The sequence below is a fragment of the Nostoc piscinale CENA21 genome, assembly GCF_001298445.1.
Taxonomy (GTDB): domain Bacteria; phylum Cyanobacteriota; class Cyanobacteriia; order Cyanobacteriales; family Nostocaceae; genus Nostoc_B; species Nostoc_B piscinale_A.
Genome location: NZ_CP012036.1, coordinates 6,836,226 through 6,856,800, shown reverse-complemented (window position 1 = coordinate 6,856,800; position 20,575 = coordinate 6,836,226). Strand labels below are relative to the sequence as shown.

Annotated in this window: 18 protein-coding genes and 2 pseudogenes; 13 read left to right on the top strand and 7 right to left on the bottom strand. The window is 41.3% G+C overall.

Annotated features, from left to right (window positions below; all coding sequences use genetic code 11):
• Positions 1-162: 162 nt before the first annotated feature.
• The 3 genes from ACX27_RS29500 to petB all read right to left on the bottom strand — a co-directional run bounded on the left by ACX27_RS29500 (position 163) and on the right by petB (position 2,349).
• On the bottom strand, positions 163-597 hold the full coding sequence (locus tag ACX27_RS29500) for an ATP-binding protein (RefSeq protein ID WP_062297769.1): 435 nt from the start codon (positions 595-597) through the stop codon (positions 163-165).
• Between the two features lie 394 nt (positions 598-991).
• A complete protein-coding gene (gene petD / locus ACX27_RS29495) occupies positions 992-1,474 on the bottom strand; it encodes a cytochrome b6-f complex subunit IV (RefSeq protein ID WP_062297767.1) in 483 nt (160 codons plus the stop codon).
• A 227-nt stretch (positions 1,475-1,701) separates the two neighbouring features.
• Positions 1,702-2,349 (bottom strand): cytochrome b6, encoded by a 648-nt coding sequence (gene petB, locus ACX27_RS29490; protein ID WP_062297765.1) that lies wholly within the window; start codon positions 2,347-2,349, stop codon positions 1,702-1,704.
• A 365-nt stretch (positions 2,350-2,714) separates the two neighbouring features.
• Between petB and ctpA the strand changes: the two genes are divergently transcribed.
• Positions 2,715-3,962 carry a carboxyl-terminal processing protease CtpA gene (ctpA, locus tag ACX27_RS29485; RefSeq protein ID WP_062297764.1) on the top strand — a complete coding sequence of 416 codons (1,248 nt, stop codon included), beginning with the start codon at positions 2,715-2,717 and terminating at the stop codon, positions 3,960-3,962.
• Positions 3,963-4,091: 129 nt separating this feature from the next.
• Here ctpA and ACX27_RS29480 read toward each other — a convergent pair whose 3' ends face one another.
• On the bottom strand, positions 4,092-4,778 hold the full coding sequence (locus tag ACX27_RS29480) for an MBL fold metallo-hydrolase (protein WP_062297761.1): 687 nt from the start codon (positions 4,776-4,778) through the stop codon (positions 4,092-4,094).
• Between the two features lie 256 nt (positions 4,779-5,034).
• On the opposite strand from ACX27_RS29480, the pseudogene ACX27_RS29475 reads away from it, so the two are divergent.
• A pseudogene (locus ACX27_RS29475) lies at positions 5,035-6,514 on the top strand (site-2 protease family protein).
• A 237-nt stretch (positions 6,515-6,751) separates the two neighbouring features.
• Here ACX27_RS29475 and ACX27_RS29470 read toward each other — a convergent pair.
• Both ACX27_RS29470 and ACX27_RS29465 read right to left on the bottom strand, forming a co-directional pair.
• Positions 6,752-7,315, bottom strand: coding sequence for a phycobiliprotein lyase (locus ACX27_RS29470; protein ID WP_062297759.1), 564 nt, complete (start codon positions 7,313-7,315; stop codon positions 6,752-6,754).
• A 71-nt stretch (positions 7,316-7,386) separates the two neighbouring features.
• Positions 7,387-8,067, bottom strand: coding sequence for a HEAT repeat domain-containing protein (locus tag ACX27_RS29465; RefSeq protein WP_062297758.1), 681 nt, complete (start codon positions 8,065-8,067; stop codon positions 7,387-7,389).
• Positions 8,068-8,304: 237 nt separating this feature from the next.
• Between ACX27_RS29465 and ACX27_RS29460 the strand changes: the two genes are divergently transcribed.
• From ACX27_RS29460 to ACX27_RS29440, 5 genes and pseudogenes are all read left to right on the top strand, one after another.
• Positions 8,305-9,012, top strand: a complete 708-nt coding sequence (locus tag ACX27_RS29460; protein WP_083468870.1) for a CAP domain-containing protein — start codon at positions 8,305-8,307, stop codon at positions 9,010-9,012.
• A 337-nt stretch (positions 9,013-9,349) separates the two neighbouring features.
• The gene (locus ACX27_RS29455) at positions 9,350-12,019 is read left to right on the top strand and encodes an EAL domain-containing protein (protein WP_062297756.1); all 2,670 of its coding nucleotides are present in this window, start codon (positions 9,350-9,352) and stop codon (positions 12,017-12,019) included.
• Positions 12,020-12,302: 283 nt separating this feature from the next.
• The gene (locus tag ACX27_RS29450; RefSeq protein ID WP_062297755.1) at positions 12,303-12,785 is read left to right on the top strand and encodes a GNAT family N-acetyltransferase; all 483 of its coding nucleotides are present in this window, start codon (positions 12,303-12,305) and stop codon (positions 12,783-12,785) included.
• A 5-nt stretch (positions 12,786-12,790) separates the two neighbouring features.
• Positions 12,791-13,496: pseudogene (locus tag ACX27_RS29445) on the top strand (ComF family protein).
• Between the two features lie 51 nt (positions 13,497-13,547).
• Positions 13,548-14,003, top strand: a complete 456-nt coding sequence (locus tag ACX27_RS29440) for a PPC domain-containing protein (protein ID WP_062298647.1) — start codon at positions 13,548-13,550, stop codon at positions 14,001-14,003.
• A gap of 33 nt (positions 14,004-14,036) precedes the next feature.
• On the opposite strand, the gene cobS is transcribed toward ACX27_RS29440, so the two are convergent.
• Positions 14,037-14,810, bottom strand: a complete 774-nt coding sequence (cobS, locus tag ACX27_RS29435) for an adenosylcobinamide-GDP ribazoletransferase (RefSeq protein WP_062297753.1) — start codon at positions 14,808-14,810, stop codon at positions 14,037-14,039.
• Between the two features lie 366 nt (positions 14,811-15,176).
• On the opposite strand from cobS, the gene ACX27_RS29430 reads away from it, so the two are divergent.
• The 6 genes from ACX27_RS29430 (at position 15,177) to ftsH3 (ending at position 20,375) form a co-directional block, all read left to right on the top strand.
• Positions 15,177-15,629 (top strand): hypothetical protein, encoded by a 453-nt coding sequence (locus tag ACX27_RS29430; protein WP_062297751.1) that lies wholly within the window; start codon positions 15,177-15,179, stop codon positions 15,627-15,629.
• A 149-nt stretch (positions 15,630-15,778) separates the two neighbouring features.
• Positions 15,779-16,900, top strand: a complete 1,122-nt coding sequence (gene tgt / locus ACX27_RS29425) for a tRNA guanosine(34) transglycosylase Tgt (protein WP_062297749.1) — start codon at positions 15,779-15,781, stop codon at positions 16,898-16,900.
• Positions 16,901-16,904: 4 nt separating this feature from the next.
• On the top strand, positions 16,905-17,204 hold the full coding sequence (locus ACX27_RS29420) for a helix-turn-helix domain-containing protein (protein ID WP_062297747.1): 300 nt from the start codon (positions 16,905-16,907) through the stop codon (positions 17,202-17,204).
• A complete protein-coding gene (locus ACX27_RS29415) occupies positions 17,204-17,623 on the top strand; it encodes a type II toxin-antitoxin system VapC family toxin (RefSeq protein ID WP_062297745.1) in 420 nt (139 codons plus the stop codon). Before ACX27_RS29420 ends, ACX27_RS29415 begins: the two co-directional genes overlap by 1 nt.
• A gap of 13 nt (positions 17,624-17,636) precedes the next feature.
• Complete coding sequence (locus ACX27_RS29410) at positions 17,637-18,443, top strand: aminotransferase class IV (RefSeq protein WP_062298645.1); 807 nt, start codon at positions 17,637-17,639, stop codon at positions 18,441-18,443.
• 93 nt (positions 18,444-18,536) lie between these two features.
• Positions 18,537-20,375: an ATP-dependent zinc metalloprotease FtsH3 gene (gene ftsH3, locus ACX27_RS29405; RefSeq protein ID WP_062297743.1), complete on the top strand. Its 1,839-nt coding sequence runs from the start codon at positions 18,537-18,539 to the stop codon at positions 20,373-20,375.
• Positions 20,376-20,575: the final 200 nt, after the last annotated feature.

Below are 20,575 nucleotides of genomic sequence, written 5' to 3'. Positions count from 1 at the left end.
TACAAGTTCCACTTTAGTGCAGCCAGAATTATCTCTATGCTGCTGCCAAATCTTAGCAAAAGTGTCACTAAAATCGTATGCTGACTTTACTAGACTGTGTATATTTTTTATACACAAATTTTGTATTTAACCTGAAATTCCCTTATTTTTTACCATTGAAATTTATTGGCGACTGTACTCGATGATTAACAGACAATTTCGCTCATCCGCACTACGTTCATAAACCACCCGATCAGTTAAACGCCTTAACAAAAACCAGCCATAACCTCCTTCCTGGGGAGTACCTGGTTTTGGCTCGGCGATCGCATCTGGATTAAAAGGCTGGCCATGATCCCAAATTCTAATTTCCATTCGGTCAATCCATAGACTCACTTCAATATCTATAGTTGTTTCCGGTGGTAAAGCCTCATGAGCATGGCGCACTGCATTGGTAAAGCCCTCTGCTAATGCTAAATTCAGACGATAGAGTTGGTTTTCTGTCCAACCACGTTGACATAAATATTTGAGACAAAACTGCTCAAACCATTGTTGAACTTTATTTAAGAGCGGAAGTTCGCTCCTGACAGTCAGATGGTCGCGCTCCACCATTCTCAGCATTGACCTTGACTTGAGTATTCAATAAAAAACGTTTTAACTGGTTGACTTTGGGAGATTTTTAGCTTTGGTATAACTTGTGATGTCACAGGACAAAGTTAAATGTCCTAAAATCTGCTTTGCTATATAACCAGAAAAAATCTCAGGTACTGCCTAGTACAGTTCGGCGTAAATAAACAGACCATAAAAAATTGCTAAAAAGCTTGTGGTATCACTATTGTTTCTTTTTTCCTTTTTACTTTTGCCTTGTTATACTAGATTACTAAAATTGACGCTTGTTGATTGTTTCACTAGCATATTTTAGAGAGTATGAGTGGTTTTAGCCACCACTCACACCCTTTTACATGCTAATCAAACTTACACAAGCGTCAAAGCAATTTTTGGTAACTAATCTAATTTAGAAAAGTCCCAAGGTCAAGGATTTGTCTAAAGGTAAAGCTGCGCCAATACCCAACCACAAAGTTACCAAAGTTCCAAACAGAAATACTGTAGTTGCAACTGGACGACGGAAGGGGTTTTGGAACTTATTCACGTTCTCAATGAAGGGAACCAGAATTAATCCCAGGGGTACGGAAGCCATTGCCAGAACTCCCAACAATTTGTTAGGAAGCGATCGCAAAATTTGGAATACAGGGTACAAGTACCACTCTGGCAGAATTTCCAGTGGGGTAGCGAAAGGATCTGCTGGTTCACCTGTCATTGCTGGGTCTAGTACAGCTAGAGCCACAATACAAGCGAAAGATCCCATGATTACAATTGGGAATACATAAAGTAGATCATTGGGCCAAGCGGGTTCACCATAATAGTTGTGACCCATTCCCTTCGCCAGCTTGGCTCTTAAGATAGGATCGCTCAGATCGGGTTTTTTCTGTGTTGCCATTTTTAAATGCGTTCTCCTGCTGAATTTCAGTTAAAGCATTGATGTTAGCCATTTGCTTTGAGGCTACCCCAGTCTTATTAGACCGGGGAATAGCGATTATTTCTTAGTCAAACTGTCTGTGATTTTTTGCTGATGTGCCATATCTAATTGTTCATCAGTTTAAAACAAACAAATTTGTCTGGAAATAGCTAATGCCTGTTCACATTTTGGCTGAACCAACAATGAAATTACAAAGGCCCAGAAATGCCTTGTTTGCGGATCATCAAGAAGTGGAACAGCATGAAGACTGCAATTAGCCAAGGTAGAACAAAGGTGTGGGCGCTGTAGTAACGAGTTAGGGTTCCTTGACCAACACTAGAACCACCGCGCAACAAATCAGAAATCAATGTCCCAACTACGGGAATCGCTTCTGGTACACCACTCACGATTTTCACAGCCCAGTATCCTACTTGATCCCAAGGCAAAGAGTAGCCAGTCACTCCAAAGGAAACGGTGATCACAGCCATGATTACACCGCTGACCCAGGTCAATTCGCGGGGCTTTTTAAAACCACCAGTCAAATAAACCCGGAAAACGTGCAGAATCATCATTAACACCATCATGCTGGCAGACCAACGGTGGATGGAGCGAATCAGCCAACCGAAGTTTACTTCGTTCATGATGTACTGTACAGAAGCATAAGCTTCTGTAACTGTTGGTCTGTAGTAGAACGTCATTGCAAATCCAGTAGCAAACTGGATGAGAAAGCAAACTAGAGTAATTCCACCCAGACAGTAAAAGATGTTGACGTGGGGAGGTACGTACTTGCTTGTTACGTCTTCAGCAAGCGCCTGAATTTCCAAGCGTTCCTCAAACCAGTCGTAAACGTTGGCCATACAATCTCAAGTTCCTAAAAATCGGTTGCGGTTGATAAATCTCCCAAGTGGCAATTTTGGGATTTTCACAAAAAAGTTGTTTGTTTGGTTTTGTTGCTTTCAGAGTGATGAGCGTTTTCAGCAACTTAACACTCTGTAAATATGAAATATATGGCGTTCTCTTTGCAACCAAACACTTAAAATGCCAGTTCCAAAGAAGATTTTATCGTTTGTAGAGTGCCTTGTGTACTCATAGATTGCCTTAACAATTTGATGAGAGCAATGCACTACTTCTATAAAAAAAGTAACATAGTCGAGAGATAGATTTCATCAACAACAAGAGAACTGGGCAGTTCGATACAATTTGGGTTCAGGTGGAATTGAGAATGGGGTTCATGCAAAAGTACGTTTTTCGGGTAGGTTTGTCACTATTTTTGGCATTTTGTTTGGCGCTTGGCGGGTTTATCCCAACGGCCACCGCATTAACCAGTGAACAAAAGCTAGTTTCAGAAGTTTGGCGCATTGTCAATCGCACTTATTTAGACGACACATTTAATCAGCAAAACTGGGCAACGGTTAGACAAAAAGTGCTGGAGAAGCCGTTTATTAACAAAGAAGCTGCTTACACGGCGATTCAGTCCATGCTCAAGAGTCTAGATGATCCTTTTACCCGTTTTTTAGATCCAGAACAGTACCGTAGCTTGCAGGTCAATACTTCTGGAGAGTTAACTGGAGTTGGGTTGCAAATCGCCCTCAATCCGCAAACAGGTCAACTAGAGGTTGTTTCGCCGATTGAAGGTTCGCCAGCCGAGAAAGCTGGTATTAGACCGCGCGATCGCATTCTCAAAATTGAAGGATTTTCCACAGAGAATTTAACTCTGGACGAAGCAGCAGCCAGAATGCGTGGCCCTATTGGCAGTTTAGTAACGCTGTTAATTGAACGTGATGGAGAAGCACAGCGAGAAGTTAGTATAGTGCGCGATCGCATTGAACTCAACCCAGTTGTTTCTCAATTGCGTACTTCTCCTCAAGGCACATCCATTGGCTATCTTCGCCTCACTCAATTTAACGCCAATGCCTCTACAGAGTTGGCACACGCTATTAATAGTCTAGAAAAAAAAGGCGCTGCTGCCTATATTTTAGATTTACGCAATAATCCAGGGGGACTTTTACAGGCTGGCGTGGAAATTGCGCGGCTGTGGTTAGATTCTGGCACTATTGTCTACACTGTGAATCGTCAAGGTATTCAAGGCAGTTTTGAAGCCTTTGGCCCAGCACTCACAAACGACCCCTTAGTAATTTTAGTCAATCAAGGAACTGCGAGTGCTAGTGAAATTCTCGCTGGCGCATTGCAAGATAATGGCCGTGCCAAATTAGTAGGCGAAACTACATTTGGTAAAGGCTTAATTCAATCTTTATTTGAACTGTCAGATGGTTCTGGTTTAGCAGTTACAATTGCTAAATATGAAACTCCCCAACATCGAGATATTAATAAACTCGGAATCAAGCCAGATAAAATAGTTACTCAACAGCCCATTTCCCGCGATCAACTGGCCACAGAAGCAGATTCGCAATATCAAGCCGCAGTCGAAATATTGGCACAAAATCCTTTAGTAGTAGGAAGTAGGGAGTAGGAGAAGAATGTAGGTTTTTTCCAAGCTGGCTGGAAATGGGACAAGGGAGATAAGGAAGATAAGAGAGAAAAAGCTGATATGAAAGTTTTGACTCAGCCTTTGATCAAAAACTTTCTCCTTCCTACTCCCTTATAAAATGGGCTGTACCTGCAACAAATCGGAGAAATCCAAGGCAGCTAAACGCTTGTATGATTGGTCTATCACACGTTTACCTCTCAGAAAACCTGTATTTGCACCCGGACAAATATACTCAAGGGTGTCTGGGGTAAAGCGTTCTAGTAAAGATTGAACATTTTTAATTTGTCGAGGCCAGTGAAAGGTTTTAGCAGTGCGTAATGGTACTGGTTCACCCTGTTGATTAGGTAATAAATGCCGACCAGAAAATAAAATACCGCCGAATGTGCTGTCATAAAGGCAAGATGAACCAGGAGAATGACCAGGTGTCCAAATAATTTGGGTTGTGGAAGTGAGAATAATTTCTTGGGTGAAGGTAGTAACGGTTAAATTAGGTAGTAAATACGCTTCTTGTTCTTGAATGACAACCTCACAACCCAAAGCTTGCTGGAGTTCTGGGGTTTTGCCAATGGCACCACGATGCGTAATCACTAACCAGCGTACACCTCCATGCGATCGCAAAAAATCCAGATTTATTTGTTCTAACGCTGGGCAATCGATGAGGATATTCCCTTCATTTCTTACAATGAAATAGGAGGTTCCTCCCAATGTGTCCCGATTTGGCACAAAAGCAAAAATGCTGTCAAGTACAGGCCGTGGTGCTTTAGCATTATGAACGGGCGGTTGAGGTAAGGAACCCATGAGAAAAACTATACAAAAATGAGGAGTGGTACAAATTTAATCACAGAGTTGAACTGCTGATCCAATTTTCGGATTTAGTTGATCAAACAGTTGTTTTATGAGCTTTTGTGCAATTCATCTATGGCCATGATTGGACAAATTGGTACTAAAAAATTCTGCCTTAATAGTTAACTATTGTTAAAAATTGGGGTTTGAGATTCTGCTTTGTGGTGCTGACACTACTGGTGGGATATTTTTCCAAATTATTAAAGAAAACATGACTTTTTGGTTTCTCCTCCTCCTAGGACTAGCTACTTATTTGATGGTGCAGCGCAGTGCGCTTGGCATTACACGTACACCTGTTTGGTTGTTATGGCTAGTTTTAATGACACCAGCATTACTATTGACTGGATGGACAGTCAGGTATGGCATTAAACAACCTCCGCCACCATCATTGATTATCGGTTCTTCTATTGTTTGCCTTTTGTTATACTGGCTGTTATTTCAATGGGGGCGAACAGCGCCAACAGACAAGCAAACTGAACCCCAAACTCCCAAACCAGAATCGGTTATCCATCCTACCGCAGAACCAGTACCAGTGCGTCCCATTGAACCTACCGAAGAAAGCCAGCTACGAAATTGTTTTCCTTGGTCTGTATACTATATTCAAAATCTTGAGTATCGACCCCAAGCAATTATCTGTCGCGGACAGTTAAGAACTACACCACAGCAAGCTTACCAGCGAATTAAGGCTAACGTCGAATCACAATTTGGCGATCGCTTTTTGCTCATCTTTCAAGAAGGCATAAATGGTAAGCCCTTTTTTGTGTTGGTGCCTAACTCACAAGCTGCTTCAGCAGTTAATCAAAACAAAACCGAAAAATTAACTAGACCAGGATTAGCACTTTTACTATTAATTACAACTCTTTTCACTACCACCTTTGTGGGAGCTAGAATCTCTGGAGTTGAACTAACAACATTACAATCTAATCCCTATAGTTTTTTAGAAGGATTGCCATACTCCTTGGGATTAATCACGATTTTAGGTATTCACGAACTGGGTCATTACTTAACAGCTAAATTCTACAAAATTCGTTCAACCCTGCCGTATTTTATCCCCATGCCTTTCTTCTTGGGGACTTTCGGTGCATTCATTCAAATGCGTAGTCCAATTCCTAACCGAAAAGCTTTATTTGATATCAGTATTGCCGGGCCAATTGCGGGATTTATAGCCACATTACCGATTTTAATCTGGGGTTTAGCTCATTCGGAAATCGTCCCAATCCATGAAAAAATGGGTATTCTCAATCCAGATGCCCTGAATCCAAAATATTCAATTTTATTAGCATTGCTTTCTAAATTAGCTTTAGGCAGTCAACTCACTGCTAAGTCTGCTATTGATTTACATCCTTTAGCCGTGGCTGGTTTTTTAGGATTAATTGTCACAGCCTTAAATTTAATGCCTGTGGGACAACTAGATGGTGGTCACATTGTTCATGCAATGTTTGGACAACGCACAGCAATGATGATTGGTCAAATAGCGCGGTTGTTACTGCTATTACTGTCTTTGGTACAGTCAGAATTTTTTTGTCTGGGCAATAATTTTATTATTTATGCCGCTAGTTGATGAACCCGCCTTAAATGATGTCAGCGAATTGGATAATGGACGCGATATTTTGGGATTAATGGCAATGGCTTTATTAATTATCATTATTTTGCCATTACCCCAGGTGATCGCTAACTTACTCCAAATTTAAACATCGTTCCCAACTATACCTGTGATCAACGATTCCTCATTAATCAAAAGCGATCGCTCATTGTTCCCAAACAGTTTGTCAAGATGTTTTCTCAAAGTCAACAGGCAATAGAATAATAGGAATATGTGTCCGAAAACTCTGAAAATCATTGTCAGTGGTAAGGATGTTTTAGCTTCGACGATGAGCAACTGCACCAATCAAAAAATAGAGACGTGCAGTGTTGCACGTCTCTATTTTTTATGAAGCTGAATTACTAACTTCTGCTGCTTTTGCCGCAGCCGAACTACCACCCATCCGAATTTCTGAAGTAAAGGATGCCATGCTAAAGCCACCAAAACGTTTAAGAATACTAACGCGCATTCTTAAATTGGGACTGGCAAACCACAGGCGTTCTTCAGACCACATAGTTTCGTATTCTGTGGTTAAAGTCAATGCGTCATCACTACCCATCTTGTAACGTCCAGCGACAGGAGCTTTTTCGGCATAACCCATCTCACGGAGTAATCTACCTTCATTGGGATTATCAGCATCGGGTATAGTAACTAGCACAGTTGAACCTGTGTGTTTCTCTTCATCCCATTCCATTGTGCCGTTCCAAGTGACTCTTGCACCACAGGTAGCTTCACTGGGGTTGACTTCATACTGTTGGCATAGTTTGATCACTTCGGGATGATCTGCTGCCAACATCTCAATTACAATATCCGATTTGCCATCTTCAGACTGTTTAAATGCTAAGTGATGACTAGTGCGGTGTGAAAACCATTTACCAGCACTTAATTCAAAAAACTCTTCAATATTCATGAATGAAATTACCCTGCATCAAAATACTAAAAGTCCCTCTTATTATTAAAAGGTAGCAGGAGAAGGAAATTTTATGCTTGCTGCCCTTTTTCTTCAATTCGCTTGAGGCAGACTCTTGCTGCTTCGGCAACGTTAGGATGACTATCTTTCTCTAAATATTTTAAAGCGGAGATACTCTTAGGAGTTGGCAGATTGCCTAGAGCTTCTGCCAGCCGTTGTCTAACTAACCAATCATCTGATTGAGCAAATTTGAGAATACTATCAATTGCTTCTAAGTCGCCAATTTCACCTAGTGCAGAAATCGCGGCTTCTTGTAAAACCGCTTCATTACTATCCAAAGCCTGCAAGAGAATTTCACGGGCGCGTGGATCTTTAAGATTGCCTAAAGCGACAGCTGCACTAAAGCGGACTAGCCAATCAGTATCTTCATAAAATGCCCTAGCTAATGCCTCAAATGCCCTAATATCTCCTAAATAGCCCAATGCACCAGCAGCATCAGCACGAATGCCATAATCGGGGTCAGTTTGCAAAATTCTGACCAAAATAGCGTAGCATTCATCAGTTTGCTTGACTCCCAAGGCAAAGATAGCCATAGAACGCAGTTGCAGAGAATCGTCATCTAAGACTTTTTTAATTAAAGGGACTGCATCTTCAGCAGGGACATCGCGCAGACTGGCCAGTGCAACCATGCGATCGCGTAAATTTGAACTTTCTAACTGAGCAGAAATTTCCTGTAAGGGTAGAGCGGCCATTTATGATCTAAGCACTTTCTTTACTTATCTTTACTTTAACTGATTTGCCCATGAGAGTGCAGTCATTAATTTTTGGTTCTAGCATTAGTCCTCAACTAGCTACTTCTAGTATGGCTTGGCAACGAGCATTTAAGTAATAAAAGTATTTTATTATACTTTATTTATTGCATATCTTTGAGGGTGACAGGTAATAAAAATTACTTTATATATAGGATTTATGCAGCTATTATCAAACACATGAAATTACCATTATTAATCATTAGCATTTTAATTGCAGTTTGTTATACTCAAATTTTTAAACCTAGTGTATCTTTAGCAAAGTCAGATTTAATTTTAGATGAAGAAGCCAGTTTACATTTATATTTAGCAGCAAATTCAGATTATCTTTCACTTGTAGAAAAACAAGTAATTAGTGAGACAAATAAAGTTAGACGAAACCCTAAATCATATATCCCGATTTTGGCAAGCTATCGCCAGAGGTTTCAAGGTAAACGTGTTAGATTATCCTCCAGTTCTTACTTAATTACCCAAGAAGGAAGTCAAGCTGTTGATGAGGCGATCACCTTTCTTAAATCAGCACGCCCTGTTGGAGCTTTAAGCATATCTAGAGGAATGTCTTTAGCGGCAAAAGCTCATGTCAAAGACCAAGGTAATAAAGGTGCTACAGGTCATTATGGTAGTGATGGGAGCAGTCCTTTTGAACGCCTGAATCGCTATGGTAAATGGGAGATGACGGCGGCTGAAAATATCAGCTACGGCCCGAATACAGCCCAAGATATTGTTATGCAATTAATTATTGATGATGGAGTTCCATCACGTGGTCATCGCACCAATATCTTTAACTCGGCATTTAAAGTTAGTGGTGTTGCTTATGGAACTCATAAAACCTATAAAACTATCTGTGTAATTAACTATGCGGGAGGTTTTCAAGAGAAAAAAAATTAGACTGGCAAATCTCTGTCAACTATGTCAAGATGAATCAGTCTGTTATGGTCAATAAAACAATCGTTTGATCAAAAAATCAAGGAAAATTAAAAAATGCCCGTCATTTAAGTGATTTTACTAGGTATATTACTGCTATAAATTTGATTTAACTATCTGATTACTAAAACCTTGAAGTAAGGCAAATTTGCCTTACTCAATAAAATAAGTATTTTTACTATGTAAGATAATATACTTTTATTTTATCCTAGATACTTGAAAAGTATTCAACGAAAAGCAAGTGACTACAAGTAAGATTTTTCAGCATTCAATCCAGGATACGAGATTTTGAGGAAGAGCAATGCTAGGAAATGAGTGGGAAAAAATACGTCACCTGTTGGTTGTCCAAGACTTACAAGGACAAAGAACCATCCCACTACAAGAAACCACTTATTCCATTGGTCGAGATTCCAGAAATGCAATTGTGCTGCGATCTCGTTCCGTATCAAGACAACACGCCATTTTACTGCGTGTTACTCTTCCTGAAACTGACCAGTATGGTTTTCGGATTATTGATGGCAACTTTAAGGGTAAGTCTAGTACTAATGGCTTATATGTCAATGGAATGAAATGCGTCTCTCATAATCTTCAGCATGGAGATGTGATTGCGTTTGGGAATAATCAAGTCCAAGCTAAATACTATGCAATTTCTCATATTTCGGAAAAAGCTTTTTCCGAAAGTGGTGATATTGAAAACATATCAGATTTTCTCTTAGAACAGGCTCATGCCGCTAATCCTTTTCCCACCTTAGCGGTTGATCCTAACTTTGAAGCGGCCAGTGAAACTGCCCTAGCACGCCTAGCATCGTTCCCAGAACTCATTCCTAACCCAATTATTGAGATGGATTTGGGAGGAACAATCACCTATCTCAATCCTGCTGCATCGGCGAAATTTCCCAAGATTCGAGAAATTGGTAACAAGCATCCTGTACTGACGGGGTTACTCAATGCCTTAGAAGATCACCAGCTAAATTCCTTTTCCCGTGAGATTACGGTTGATCAGGAAGTGTTTGAACAATGTATTCACTACTTACCTGAAAGTGACTTAATTAGAACCTTTATAGTTAGGGATATTACAGAGCAGAAGCAAGCAGAAGCAGAATTGCGTCAACGCGATCGCCTATTGCAAGCAGTAGCCGAGGCTGCTAACTATTTGCTAGTGGAAATGAATTACGAAACTGGCATAGATAAAGCTTTAGCTGTACTAGGAGAAGCTGCCAAAGCCGATCGCGCCTATTTATTTAAAAACCATCGCCATTCAGATACGGGCGAAATGGCCCTGAGCTTGCAATTTATCTGGACAAGAACAAATTTGACCGCTTCTCGCTTTCACTGGCAAAATCAACTTTATCAATCTTCAGAACTAGCGCGTTGGTATGCCACACTCTCTTGCGGAAAATCGATTAGTGGTAATATCCGAGAGTTTCCGGTAGCAGAACAAAAGCTATTAGCCAGAGATGGAATTCAATCTTTGCTTTTAGTCCCCTTACGGCTAGAAGATGAGTTTTGGGGTTGTATTGGTTTAGCCGATTGTACTCGTGAGCGTACTTGGTCAAGACATGAGGAATCAACGCTTTTAACAATGGCGGCTAGTATTAGCGGTGCTTGGCAGCGTCAACAAGTAGAAGAAAAAATCCGCTACCAAGCACTCCACGATATGCTGACAGGCTTACCCAACCGTTTCTTTTTTAATGAAATCTTGGCTAAAGCCATACCCAACGCCACACGCAATCGTGAAAGTTTAGCAGTGATGTTTCTTGATTTAGACCGCTTTAAAGTAATAAATGATACATTAGGACATACTATTGGGGACAGATTATTAGAAATTGTGGCGCAAAGGCTCAAAGAATCTCTCAGAGACGGAGATACTGTCGCTCGTTGGGGAGGAGACGAATTTACAATTTTGCTGCCGCATATTAAATATCTTGATGAAGTAGCTCAAGTAGCCCAAAGAATCCTGCAATCTTTAGAAAAGATTTTCTGTCTTGATGGCCATGAACTTTACATCAGTGCGAGTATCGGTATTTCTGTTTTTGATGCACACAGCCATGATGTTGAAACCTTAATTCAACATGCAGATGCAGCACTATATTATGCCAAGGATGAAGGTAGAAATAATTATCAGTTTTATACTACTACCCTCAGTGCCAAAACTCCAGAGCTGCTAAATTTAGAAAAAAGCTTGCGCTATGCCGTAGAAAGACAAGAATTGACGGTATATTATCAGCCCCGTGTCAATATTTTGAGTAGCAAAATTACTGGGATGGAGGCTTTGGTGCGCTGGAAAAACCCAGAGATGGGACTAGTCGCACCGAATATATTTATTCCTTTGGCTGAGGAAAGTGGATTAATTATTACGATTGGTGCATGGGTATTACGCACAGCTTGTATACAAAATAAAGCCTGGCAAGCAGCAGGTTTGCCACCTTTGACGGTGGCGGTGAATCTTTCACCTAAACAGTTTCGGCAAGCTACGCTAGTAGAAGATGTGGCCAAAATTCTAGCGGAGACAGGATTAGAGCCACATTTTTTGGAGTTGGAAATTACCGAATCAACAGCGATCGCCGATTTAGAATTTACCAGAAATGTTTTACAAAAATTAGAACAAATGGGGGTTCATCTTTCTATTGATGACTTTGGCACCGGACACTCTTCACTTTCACGGCTGCAACTGCTACCACTACATAACCTGAAAATTGATCGCTCCTTTATTCAAGAGTTAACCACAGATGTGCGAGTAGCTCATATTGTGAAAGCAATTGTCACTTTAGGACGTAATTTAGGCTTAAGACTCACGGCCGAAGGCGTAGAAAAGCAAGAAGAACTAGATTTCTTAAAATCTATTAATTGTGAGGATGTCCAAGGTTATTTTTTCTATAAACCAATGCCAGCAGACAAAGCTACAGAAGTTCTGCAAAACAGACATTTTTCTGAACTAGAGGAGAAAAATGGAATAGGGTACAAATACTAAAAGTCTGAGGTTTGACAGGCAGGACTTACGCACAAAGGTTATTTGTTAAGAATGGGTGTAAGCGTATATGGTGTGTAAGGGTTTTGAACATCTACACCCCTATAACCTTGCCCAAACCCTTGCTTTTTCGTCTGACTGTTTAACTTAACGACCATCTTTGTAAGTCAGTCCTGATAAATTAAGAATAAACCCTGAGATTATTTCGGACAGAATAGCTATCTAGTGGGTAAATTGGGTATATATCCAGAAAGTTTTTCTGTTTCAACCTAACCCACATATCGGAATGAGAGAACATTATCGAGATTTCTTAATTCGTAACTGGGAAAAGGGCGATCGCACCAGGGCGGCCGCAGTTATCAGTTATGTATTATCAGAATACGGGTTGGGTTGGGAACCCAACGATGCTGACCGAGATGTATTGCAAGTTGAGGAATTTTACTTAGCAACAGGCGGTGAGTTTTGGGTAATTGAACACCAAAGCCAGATAGTCGGTACTGGGGCATATTACCCCATAAATCGTGGGGAAAAAGCTGTGGAAATTCGCAAAATGTATCTTTTACCAAGTGTCCGGGGTATCGGCTTAGGGAAATATTTGTTACAACAACTAGAAGCAGCGATCGCTAACCGTGGTTTTCAGCAAATTTGGATTGAAACAGCCAGCATATTAGTAGAAGCCGTCAAGTTATACGAAAGTCATGGTTATCAACCAGAAACGGGTGTGGAAACTGCTCGATGCGATCGCGTGTATGTTAAATATCTAGACTAATTTCCATGCCCAATTGGAACAATCATGTTCAAGATTTTCTGAACCTGTTTTTACAGTCTCATTGTCCTTTGTGTCAGCGAAGTACATCTGATACTTTGTGTGTATACTGTGCTAGACAACTACTCAACTGCGGTCAAAAAAAATCCTGCTGCATCATGGCAAGGTGCAATTCCGATATTTGGTTGGGGTGTGTATAGTGGGGGTCTTAAACGTGCGATCGCTGTGATGAAATATGAAAATCAGCCGAATATTGCGCGTATTTTAGGTACATGGTTGGGTGAAGCATGGTTATTAAATTCACCTCAGCGTCAGACCCAACTGTTAGTTGTACCTATACCTATGCACCCGCAAAAGCAAAAGCAACGTGGTTATAATCAAGCCGCGTTAATTGCTGAAAGCTTCTGCCAGACAACTAAGTTAAAATTAAATTTAAATGGTTTAGAAAGGGTGCGAGAAACTCAAGCGCAGTTTGGTTTATCGGTATCTGAACGCGAAAAAAACTTAGCTAAAGCATTTGCTGTTGGAAAAGAATTTCGTCGTCAATGTCTCAGTAATCCAGTATTGTTAATAGATGATATTTACACTACTGGCGCAACTACCAAATCTGCCGTACAAACACTTAGCCAGTCGGGAATTACCGTGTTGGGGTTAGCTGCGGTGGCGATCGCCATCAAAGACCAACATAGTAGTTCCTCTGCGAGTCATATCTGACAAATCTATAATTAAGCGAATACCTTGTGTATGGCAACACAGCCTGAGATTATGAGTAAAGCTTTTACAGCAGGTTTCAAAAGATTCATCACTGTTCCTACTATTTTTCTGACAATTGGTATCAGTGCAACAGCAGCATTCGCCCAAAGCAAGTTGTACAGTCCAATACCGTTAACTAATTTGACAGAACTTTCCGATACACTCTCGGAAAAAGATATACCCACAGGACAGGGTGGGTTTGCTCGTGACTATACAGTTAAATTGAATAAAGGTGATAACCTGGCAGTTGATTTATCTTCGGAAAACTTTGACTGCATTATTACTCTGTTAGCACCAGATGGTTCAACGGTGGCAGAAAATGATGATGGCCCCGATGGTACTAGTAACTCCCTGTTATTTACTCGCATCAACGAAACAGGAATATATATTATCCGCGTTAGGTCTTTTGGGGAAACTGGAGTGGGAAACTTCAAACTGAAGGTGACAAAACTGCAACCGATTAAATAAAGTGCTGAGTGATCAGATTGCCTTTTTCTCTCACTAAAATCCAGTTAACACACAGAGAAATAAGGCTTCTGTCCACTCGACGACTGCGCCGTAGGTATCGCCTGTGTGTCCGCCTAATTTGTGATTAAACCAAAGACCTGTGAGAAAGGCGATCGCACTGCCAGCAACTATCATTGTTATTGCGAGAAATAGCTGCTGGCTATCTATCAACCACAGTAAACCACTCACACTCAACAGTAACAGCAATCCCGGAATGACATCTTTATAGGAACGAATGGCTTCTTTATGAAATGCTCCTTTACCCGTAGGTTTCAGGTAAGGATATCGCAATATTGCTAGTTGTTGTCCCCAACGCCCCCAACCGCAAGCCGCCATTAAGATTAACCAACGGTGGGCTTCAATTTCTGTTAAAGCTACTGTTTTTAATAATACTATGGCGATCGCTGCCATTGCACCAAACGCACCCGTGGCACTATCGGCCATAACTTCAAGTCGTCTTTCTGGATTGCCTACTGCTAAACCATCAGATGTATCCATTGCTCCATCTAAGTGTAATCCTCCAGTCAAAGCAATCCCAGCACAAATAACTAAAGCTGTGCGGGTTAATACTGGGACGCTTAAATAATTTAGACTAGTGTCAAATAGACCTAAAATTCCTCCAATTACTAACCCTACTAGTGGTGCAAAGCGAGATACTCCCTGAAAATCTAAGCCATTAATGTTAGGAAAAGGTACAGTAGTGTAAAATATAGCACTTGCTATGAAGTTATACAGCAAAGTTTTCCACCACTGAAAAAAGTTTGTCATTTTAGTTACTTTTATTGCGGAAAGCTTTCAGGGATAATATTTATTACTGTGGTACAACCACTAGTAAATAAGTTTAAAGCTTTGGATAAGATAGCTATTAGTGTACAGACTCTGCTGAAAAATTTTGCTATGCTGGACTCGTTAAGCTAAATTTTTTGGCTTGCAATAATAACATAAAAAAATAAATTTAACAACGTAAAGCTAATGCGGAATCTTGTGTATTCATTAGCTTGCAAATTAGATCGAGAGTATTGAAGCGATCGCACCACAAAATTGATATTTTTTAAATGTAGGGAACTAATTAAGCTATTAATTTAAATTTTTTTTTAGCTGTGTTCTCATCTTTTTCCTCTCTTTAAATTTCCTATGAGTCATCATCTACCCGACACCAGGATACCGGCTCCGTGCATTGTTGACACGGGCGTGATTGTGAATAAACTCGACATGCGGCGATTACTTTCTGATTTAGGTCGAGTTCACTATATGTACACCCACGGAGAGCAGGTAGTCAGCGAGGGTGAAGGAGATGTCATAGAAGTCTTTGCAAATCCCCAGCGTTCGACTTTAGTAGCTAACAGTGCTCTTTATTTAAACGTGTATAGTTTTGATTGTATTGAATTAAAGCAGTTATCCCAACAAGAAACCTGCTTTGATTTGATGCAAGAAGGAATGTGTCTGCGCTTAATACCCCTCACAACCCCTATCCAAGAGCGTCGGGAAAAAACCTTCAACGTCAACGCCATTGAAGCCATGATGGAACAAGTCCTCTCTGCTAAATGGGATGCAGAAATGGATGATGACTGCACTGATTCGTTTTAGAATTGTCATCTGTCATTTGTCACTAGTCATCTGTCATTAGTAGAGGCACAAAGTTTTGCGCTCTAATAAACCAAGACTATTAATAATTGCTATAACCAAGGACAAAGGACAAATGACTATCATTTAGTGAAATCGTCTAATCTTTTACCTTGACTAAGAATTTTTCTTTTCAATCCTTGGCTCGTTGTAGCCAAACAAAGGCGAGAGCCGGGATATTTTTCACGCCACACGGTGCTGTTGAAACCCCAAGGTTTATGCCTGTGGGGACATTAGCTAATGTCAAAACAGTCACACCTGCCCAGTTGAAGGATACTGGCGCACAGATGGTTTTATCTAATACTTACCACCTGCATTTGCAACCAGGCGAAGCAATTGTCGCTGGCGGTGGTGGCTTGCATAAGTTTATGGGCTGGGATGGGCCGATGCTCACTGATTCTGGTGGGTTTCAGGTATTCAGCTTGAGTGAAATGCGGAAGATTACGGAAGAAGGTGTCACATTCCGTTCGCCTCACGATGGGCAGATTATCAATTTGACACCAGAGCGTTCCATAGAGATTCAGAATACTTTAGGGGCGGATGTGATTATGGCCTTTGATGAATGTCCGCCTTACCCAGCAACTCGCCAAGAGGTAGAAACGGCTACTGCGCGGACTTACCGTTGGCTAGAACGTTGTATATCCGCCCATCAACGGCAAGATCAGGCATTATTTGGAATTGTGCAAGGGGGCGTATATTTAGATTTGCGTTCCCAAGCGGCTGTAGAATTGGCTAAGTTAGATTTGCCTGGATATGCGATTGGTGGTGTGAGTGTGGGGGAACCCGCAGAATTAATGGCTCAGATTGTCCAAGCTACTGCACCATTATTACCACCAGAAAAGCCCCGTTATTTGATGGGTGTGGGGACTTACCGAGAAATGGCGATCGCGATCGCTTCTGGTATAGATTTATTTGATTGCGTCATCCCGACTCGTTGGGCGAGACATGGTACAGCAATGGTCAAAGGCGAACGCTGGAATTTAAAAAATGCTAAGTTCCGTGAAGATTTCGCACCAATGGATGAAACTTGCCCTTGTTATGCGTGTCAAAATTTCAGTCGGGCGTATATTTCCCATTTGGTGCGATCGCAAGAGATTTTAGCTTACACCTTACTCAGCATTCACAATATCACCGAACTGATTCGGTTCACACAGAAGATTCGCCAAGCAATATTAAACGATTCCTTCCTGGAAGAATTTGGTCATTGGCTAAACTCGTCGGAAACTGGAGAATAAGGTTATGGAGCAAGTCACACTCCCAGATGTTCTCACCCTGGAAGAAGCCTCTGCATATCTACGACTACCCATTGAAACAGTTTTGTATCAAGCTACTTTGGGTAATATTCCAGGGCGTAAAATTGCAGATGATTGGAGATTTTTAAAGGTGGCTATTAATGACTGGCTACGTTATCAAAGTAGTCGAGCGATTCTTCTGCAACAAGCAGGAAGTTTAGCAGATGATGATTCATTAACAGAATTGAGAAACACTATTTATCAAGCAAGGGGACGCTCAGAAGTTGATGCGGAGCCTGAAAGTTAATGTATTTGCTTGATACTGACACACTTACATATCTTTATGCTGGAAATGCTAATGTGGTTGAGCGTTTGAGGTCTTTAAATGATCCCGAAGTTGGCATTACCATTATTACGAAAGCAGAAGTTTTGCGTGGCAGGATTGAATATCTTTTAAAAGCCAATTCAGGAGTAGATTTACTCAAGGCGCAATCTCTTCTATTTCGTACAGAAGAACTACTCAGCCAAATTTTAGTTGTACCCGTTAGTCAAGCTGCATCAGAACAGTTTGAGCATTTACGTATCATCCCTAAATTCCGAAAAATAGGACGAGCCGATTTATTGATTGCTAGTATTGTCCTCTCTAATCAAGCAACCTTAGTAACAAGAAACCTTCGCCATTTTAGACAGATTCCTGGTGTACAAGTAGTAAATTGGGTTGACTAAAGTGGGTAAACCTATTTATTGGTATAACGGCAAATTAATCGAGTCTCAAACCCTGGAATTAGATATTAACGATCCAGGGTTGCTTTATGGTGCAACGGTATTTACTACACTGCGAGTTTATGAAAATTCCCTCGATAGTAGTTTAACCAACTGGCAGGCACACTGCGATCGCCTCAAATTCAGTTTACAAGTCTTTGCTTGGCAACAACCAAATTGGCAGCGAGTATATCTAGGCGCACAATTTCTCATAAAGCATTTCCCCGTTCTCAGAATTACCTTGTTTCCTGATGGTAGGGAGTGGATAATTGGCAGAAACTTACCAGAAGATTTAACACAAAAACAACAACATGGGGTGAAATGCGCCATTGCACAACCTGAATTTTCCCGCAACTTACCTTCTCATAAAACAGGTAATTATTTGGGTGCTTGGTTGGTGAAAAATAGTGTGAAGAATTTAGCCGCCCAAGAAGCAATTTTAGTTGATGCGGCGGGTAATTGGCTAGAAACCACTACTGGTAATCTTTGGGGATGGCAAGATGGTAGGTGGTGGACACCGCCCTTAGATGTAGGGATTTTACCCGGAATTATGCGATCGCAAATCATCCAATGGCTGCAAAATCAACAGCTACAAGTGCGAGAGGAACCTTGGACACCCCAGTTAGTCACGAGATTTGAAGCGATCGCCTACACTAATAGTGTGGTGCAAATTATCCCCATTCATACCGTTGAGCAAGCTTCAGGGTCGCTACAATATAATCCCTACCATACGAATTTTCGACAAATTAGGAGGCTTTTTAGCATGACAGCCGCGCCATTTTGATATACCTTAAGATAAGTTAACATAATTCTTAATAATCCCCTCTCATACAGAGACACTCCGCGAAAGCACAGAAAATACAGGAGATAGACCTCAGTGAATAAAAGATGGAGAAATGCGGGGCTGTACGCGCTACTGTTTATTGTTGTCATTGCGCTAGGAACAGCATTCTTTGACAAACAACCACAAAACACACAAACATGGCGCTACAGTCAATTTATTCAAGAAGTTGAAAAAGGTAGAGTTACACAAGTTAGGCTGAGTGCAGATCGTTCTACAGCCATTGTCAAGTCTCAGGACGGTAGCCAGATTAAAGTTACCTTAGTTAACGACCCCGACTTGATCAACACTCTTACCTCTAAAGGCGTTGATATTTCTGTATTGCCTCAAACCGACGAAGGCTTTTGGTTTAAGGCACTGAGCAGTTTATTTTTCCCTGTACTGCTGTTAGTTGGTTTATTTTTCTTACTCCGCCGCGCTCAAAGTGGCCCCGGTAGCCAAGCCATGAACTTTGGTAAATCCAAAGCGCGAGTCCAAATGGAACCACAAACTCAGGTGACATTTGGTGATGTTGCTGGTATTGACCAAGCCAAGCTCGAATTAAACGAAGTTGTAGACTTTCTAAAAAATGCCGATCGCTTTACTGCTGTCGGTGCAAAAATTCCTAAAGGAGTATTATTAGTAGGGCCTCCAGGTACAGGTAAAACCTTACTCGCTCGTGCTGTCGCTGGGGAAGCGGGTGTACCTTTCTTCTCTATCTCTGGTTCAGAGTTTGTGGAAATGTTCGTGGGTGTGGGTGCTTCCCGCGTCCGTGATTTATTTGAACAAGCTAAATCTAACGCCCCTTGTATCGTCTTCATCGATGAAATTGACGCAGTTGGTCGTCAACGGGGTGCTGGTTTAGGCGGTGGTAACGATGAACGGGAACAAACCCTCAACCAGTTACTCACCGAAATGGATGGTTTTGAAGGTAACACTGGTATCATCATCATCGCTGCTACCAACCGTCCCGACGTTTTAGACGCAGCTTTATTACGTCCTGGTCGCTTCGACCGTCAAGTTGTAGTAGACCGTCCCGACTACGCCGGACGCAGTGAAATCCTCAAAGTTCACGCCCGTGGTAAAACCTTAGCCAAAGATGTGGACTTAGATAAAATTGCGCGTCGTACCCCTGGTTTCACAGGTGCAGATTTATCCAACTTGCTGAATGAAGCTGCAATTCTCGCTGCACGCCGCAACTTAACCGAAATTTCGATGGATGAAATCAATGATGCCATCGATCGCGTGTTAGCTGGCCCAGAGAAGAAAGACCGGGTAATGAGCGAAAAACGCAAGACCTTGGTAGCTTATCACGAAGCTGGTCACGCCTTAGTTGGTGCATTGATGCCCGACTATGACCCAGTACAGAAGATTAGTATTATTCCTCGTGGTCGTGCAGGTGGTTTAACTTGGTTCACCCCCAGCGAAGACCGGATGGACACAGGTTTATACAGTCGCTCCTATCTGGAAAATCAGATGGCTGTGGCATTAGGTGGACGTTTAGCCGAAGAAATAATCTTTGGTGAAGAAGAAGTTACCACAGGTGCTTCTAACGACCTACAGCAAGTAGCAAGAGTAGCTCGTCAAATGATTACTCGCTTTGGAATGAGCGATCGCTTGGGGCCTGTTGCGCTTGGTCGTCAACAAGGTAATATGTTCCTCGGACGCGATATCATGTCAGAGCGTGATTTCTCCGAAGAAACTGCGGCTGCCATTGACGAAGAAGTGCGGAAACTCGTAGACACAGCTTACACCCGCGCCAAAGAAGTATTAGTCAACAACCGTCACATTCTTGATCAGTTAGCACAAATGCTGGTTGATAAAGAAACAGTAGATGCCGAAGAATTGCAAGAAATCTTGGCAAACAATGATGTGAAAACTGCCGCCTTTGCTTAAGCGATCGCGGTAAAAACTTAAAATCTGAATTAGGGATAGTTATTTTAAAATAACTGTCCCAATTTTTTTTGTTTTTAATTATCATAAGTTACGATAAATCTGGTAATGCGACATAACCTTACCTTTCTTCTCAAACTTAATTTTTCCTAAGTTTTTCAGTTATAAACAAAATTATATTTTTATAACTCTAAGCTTTACTA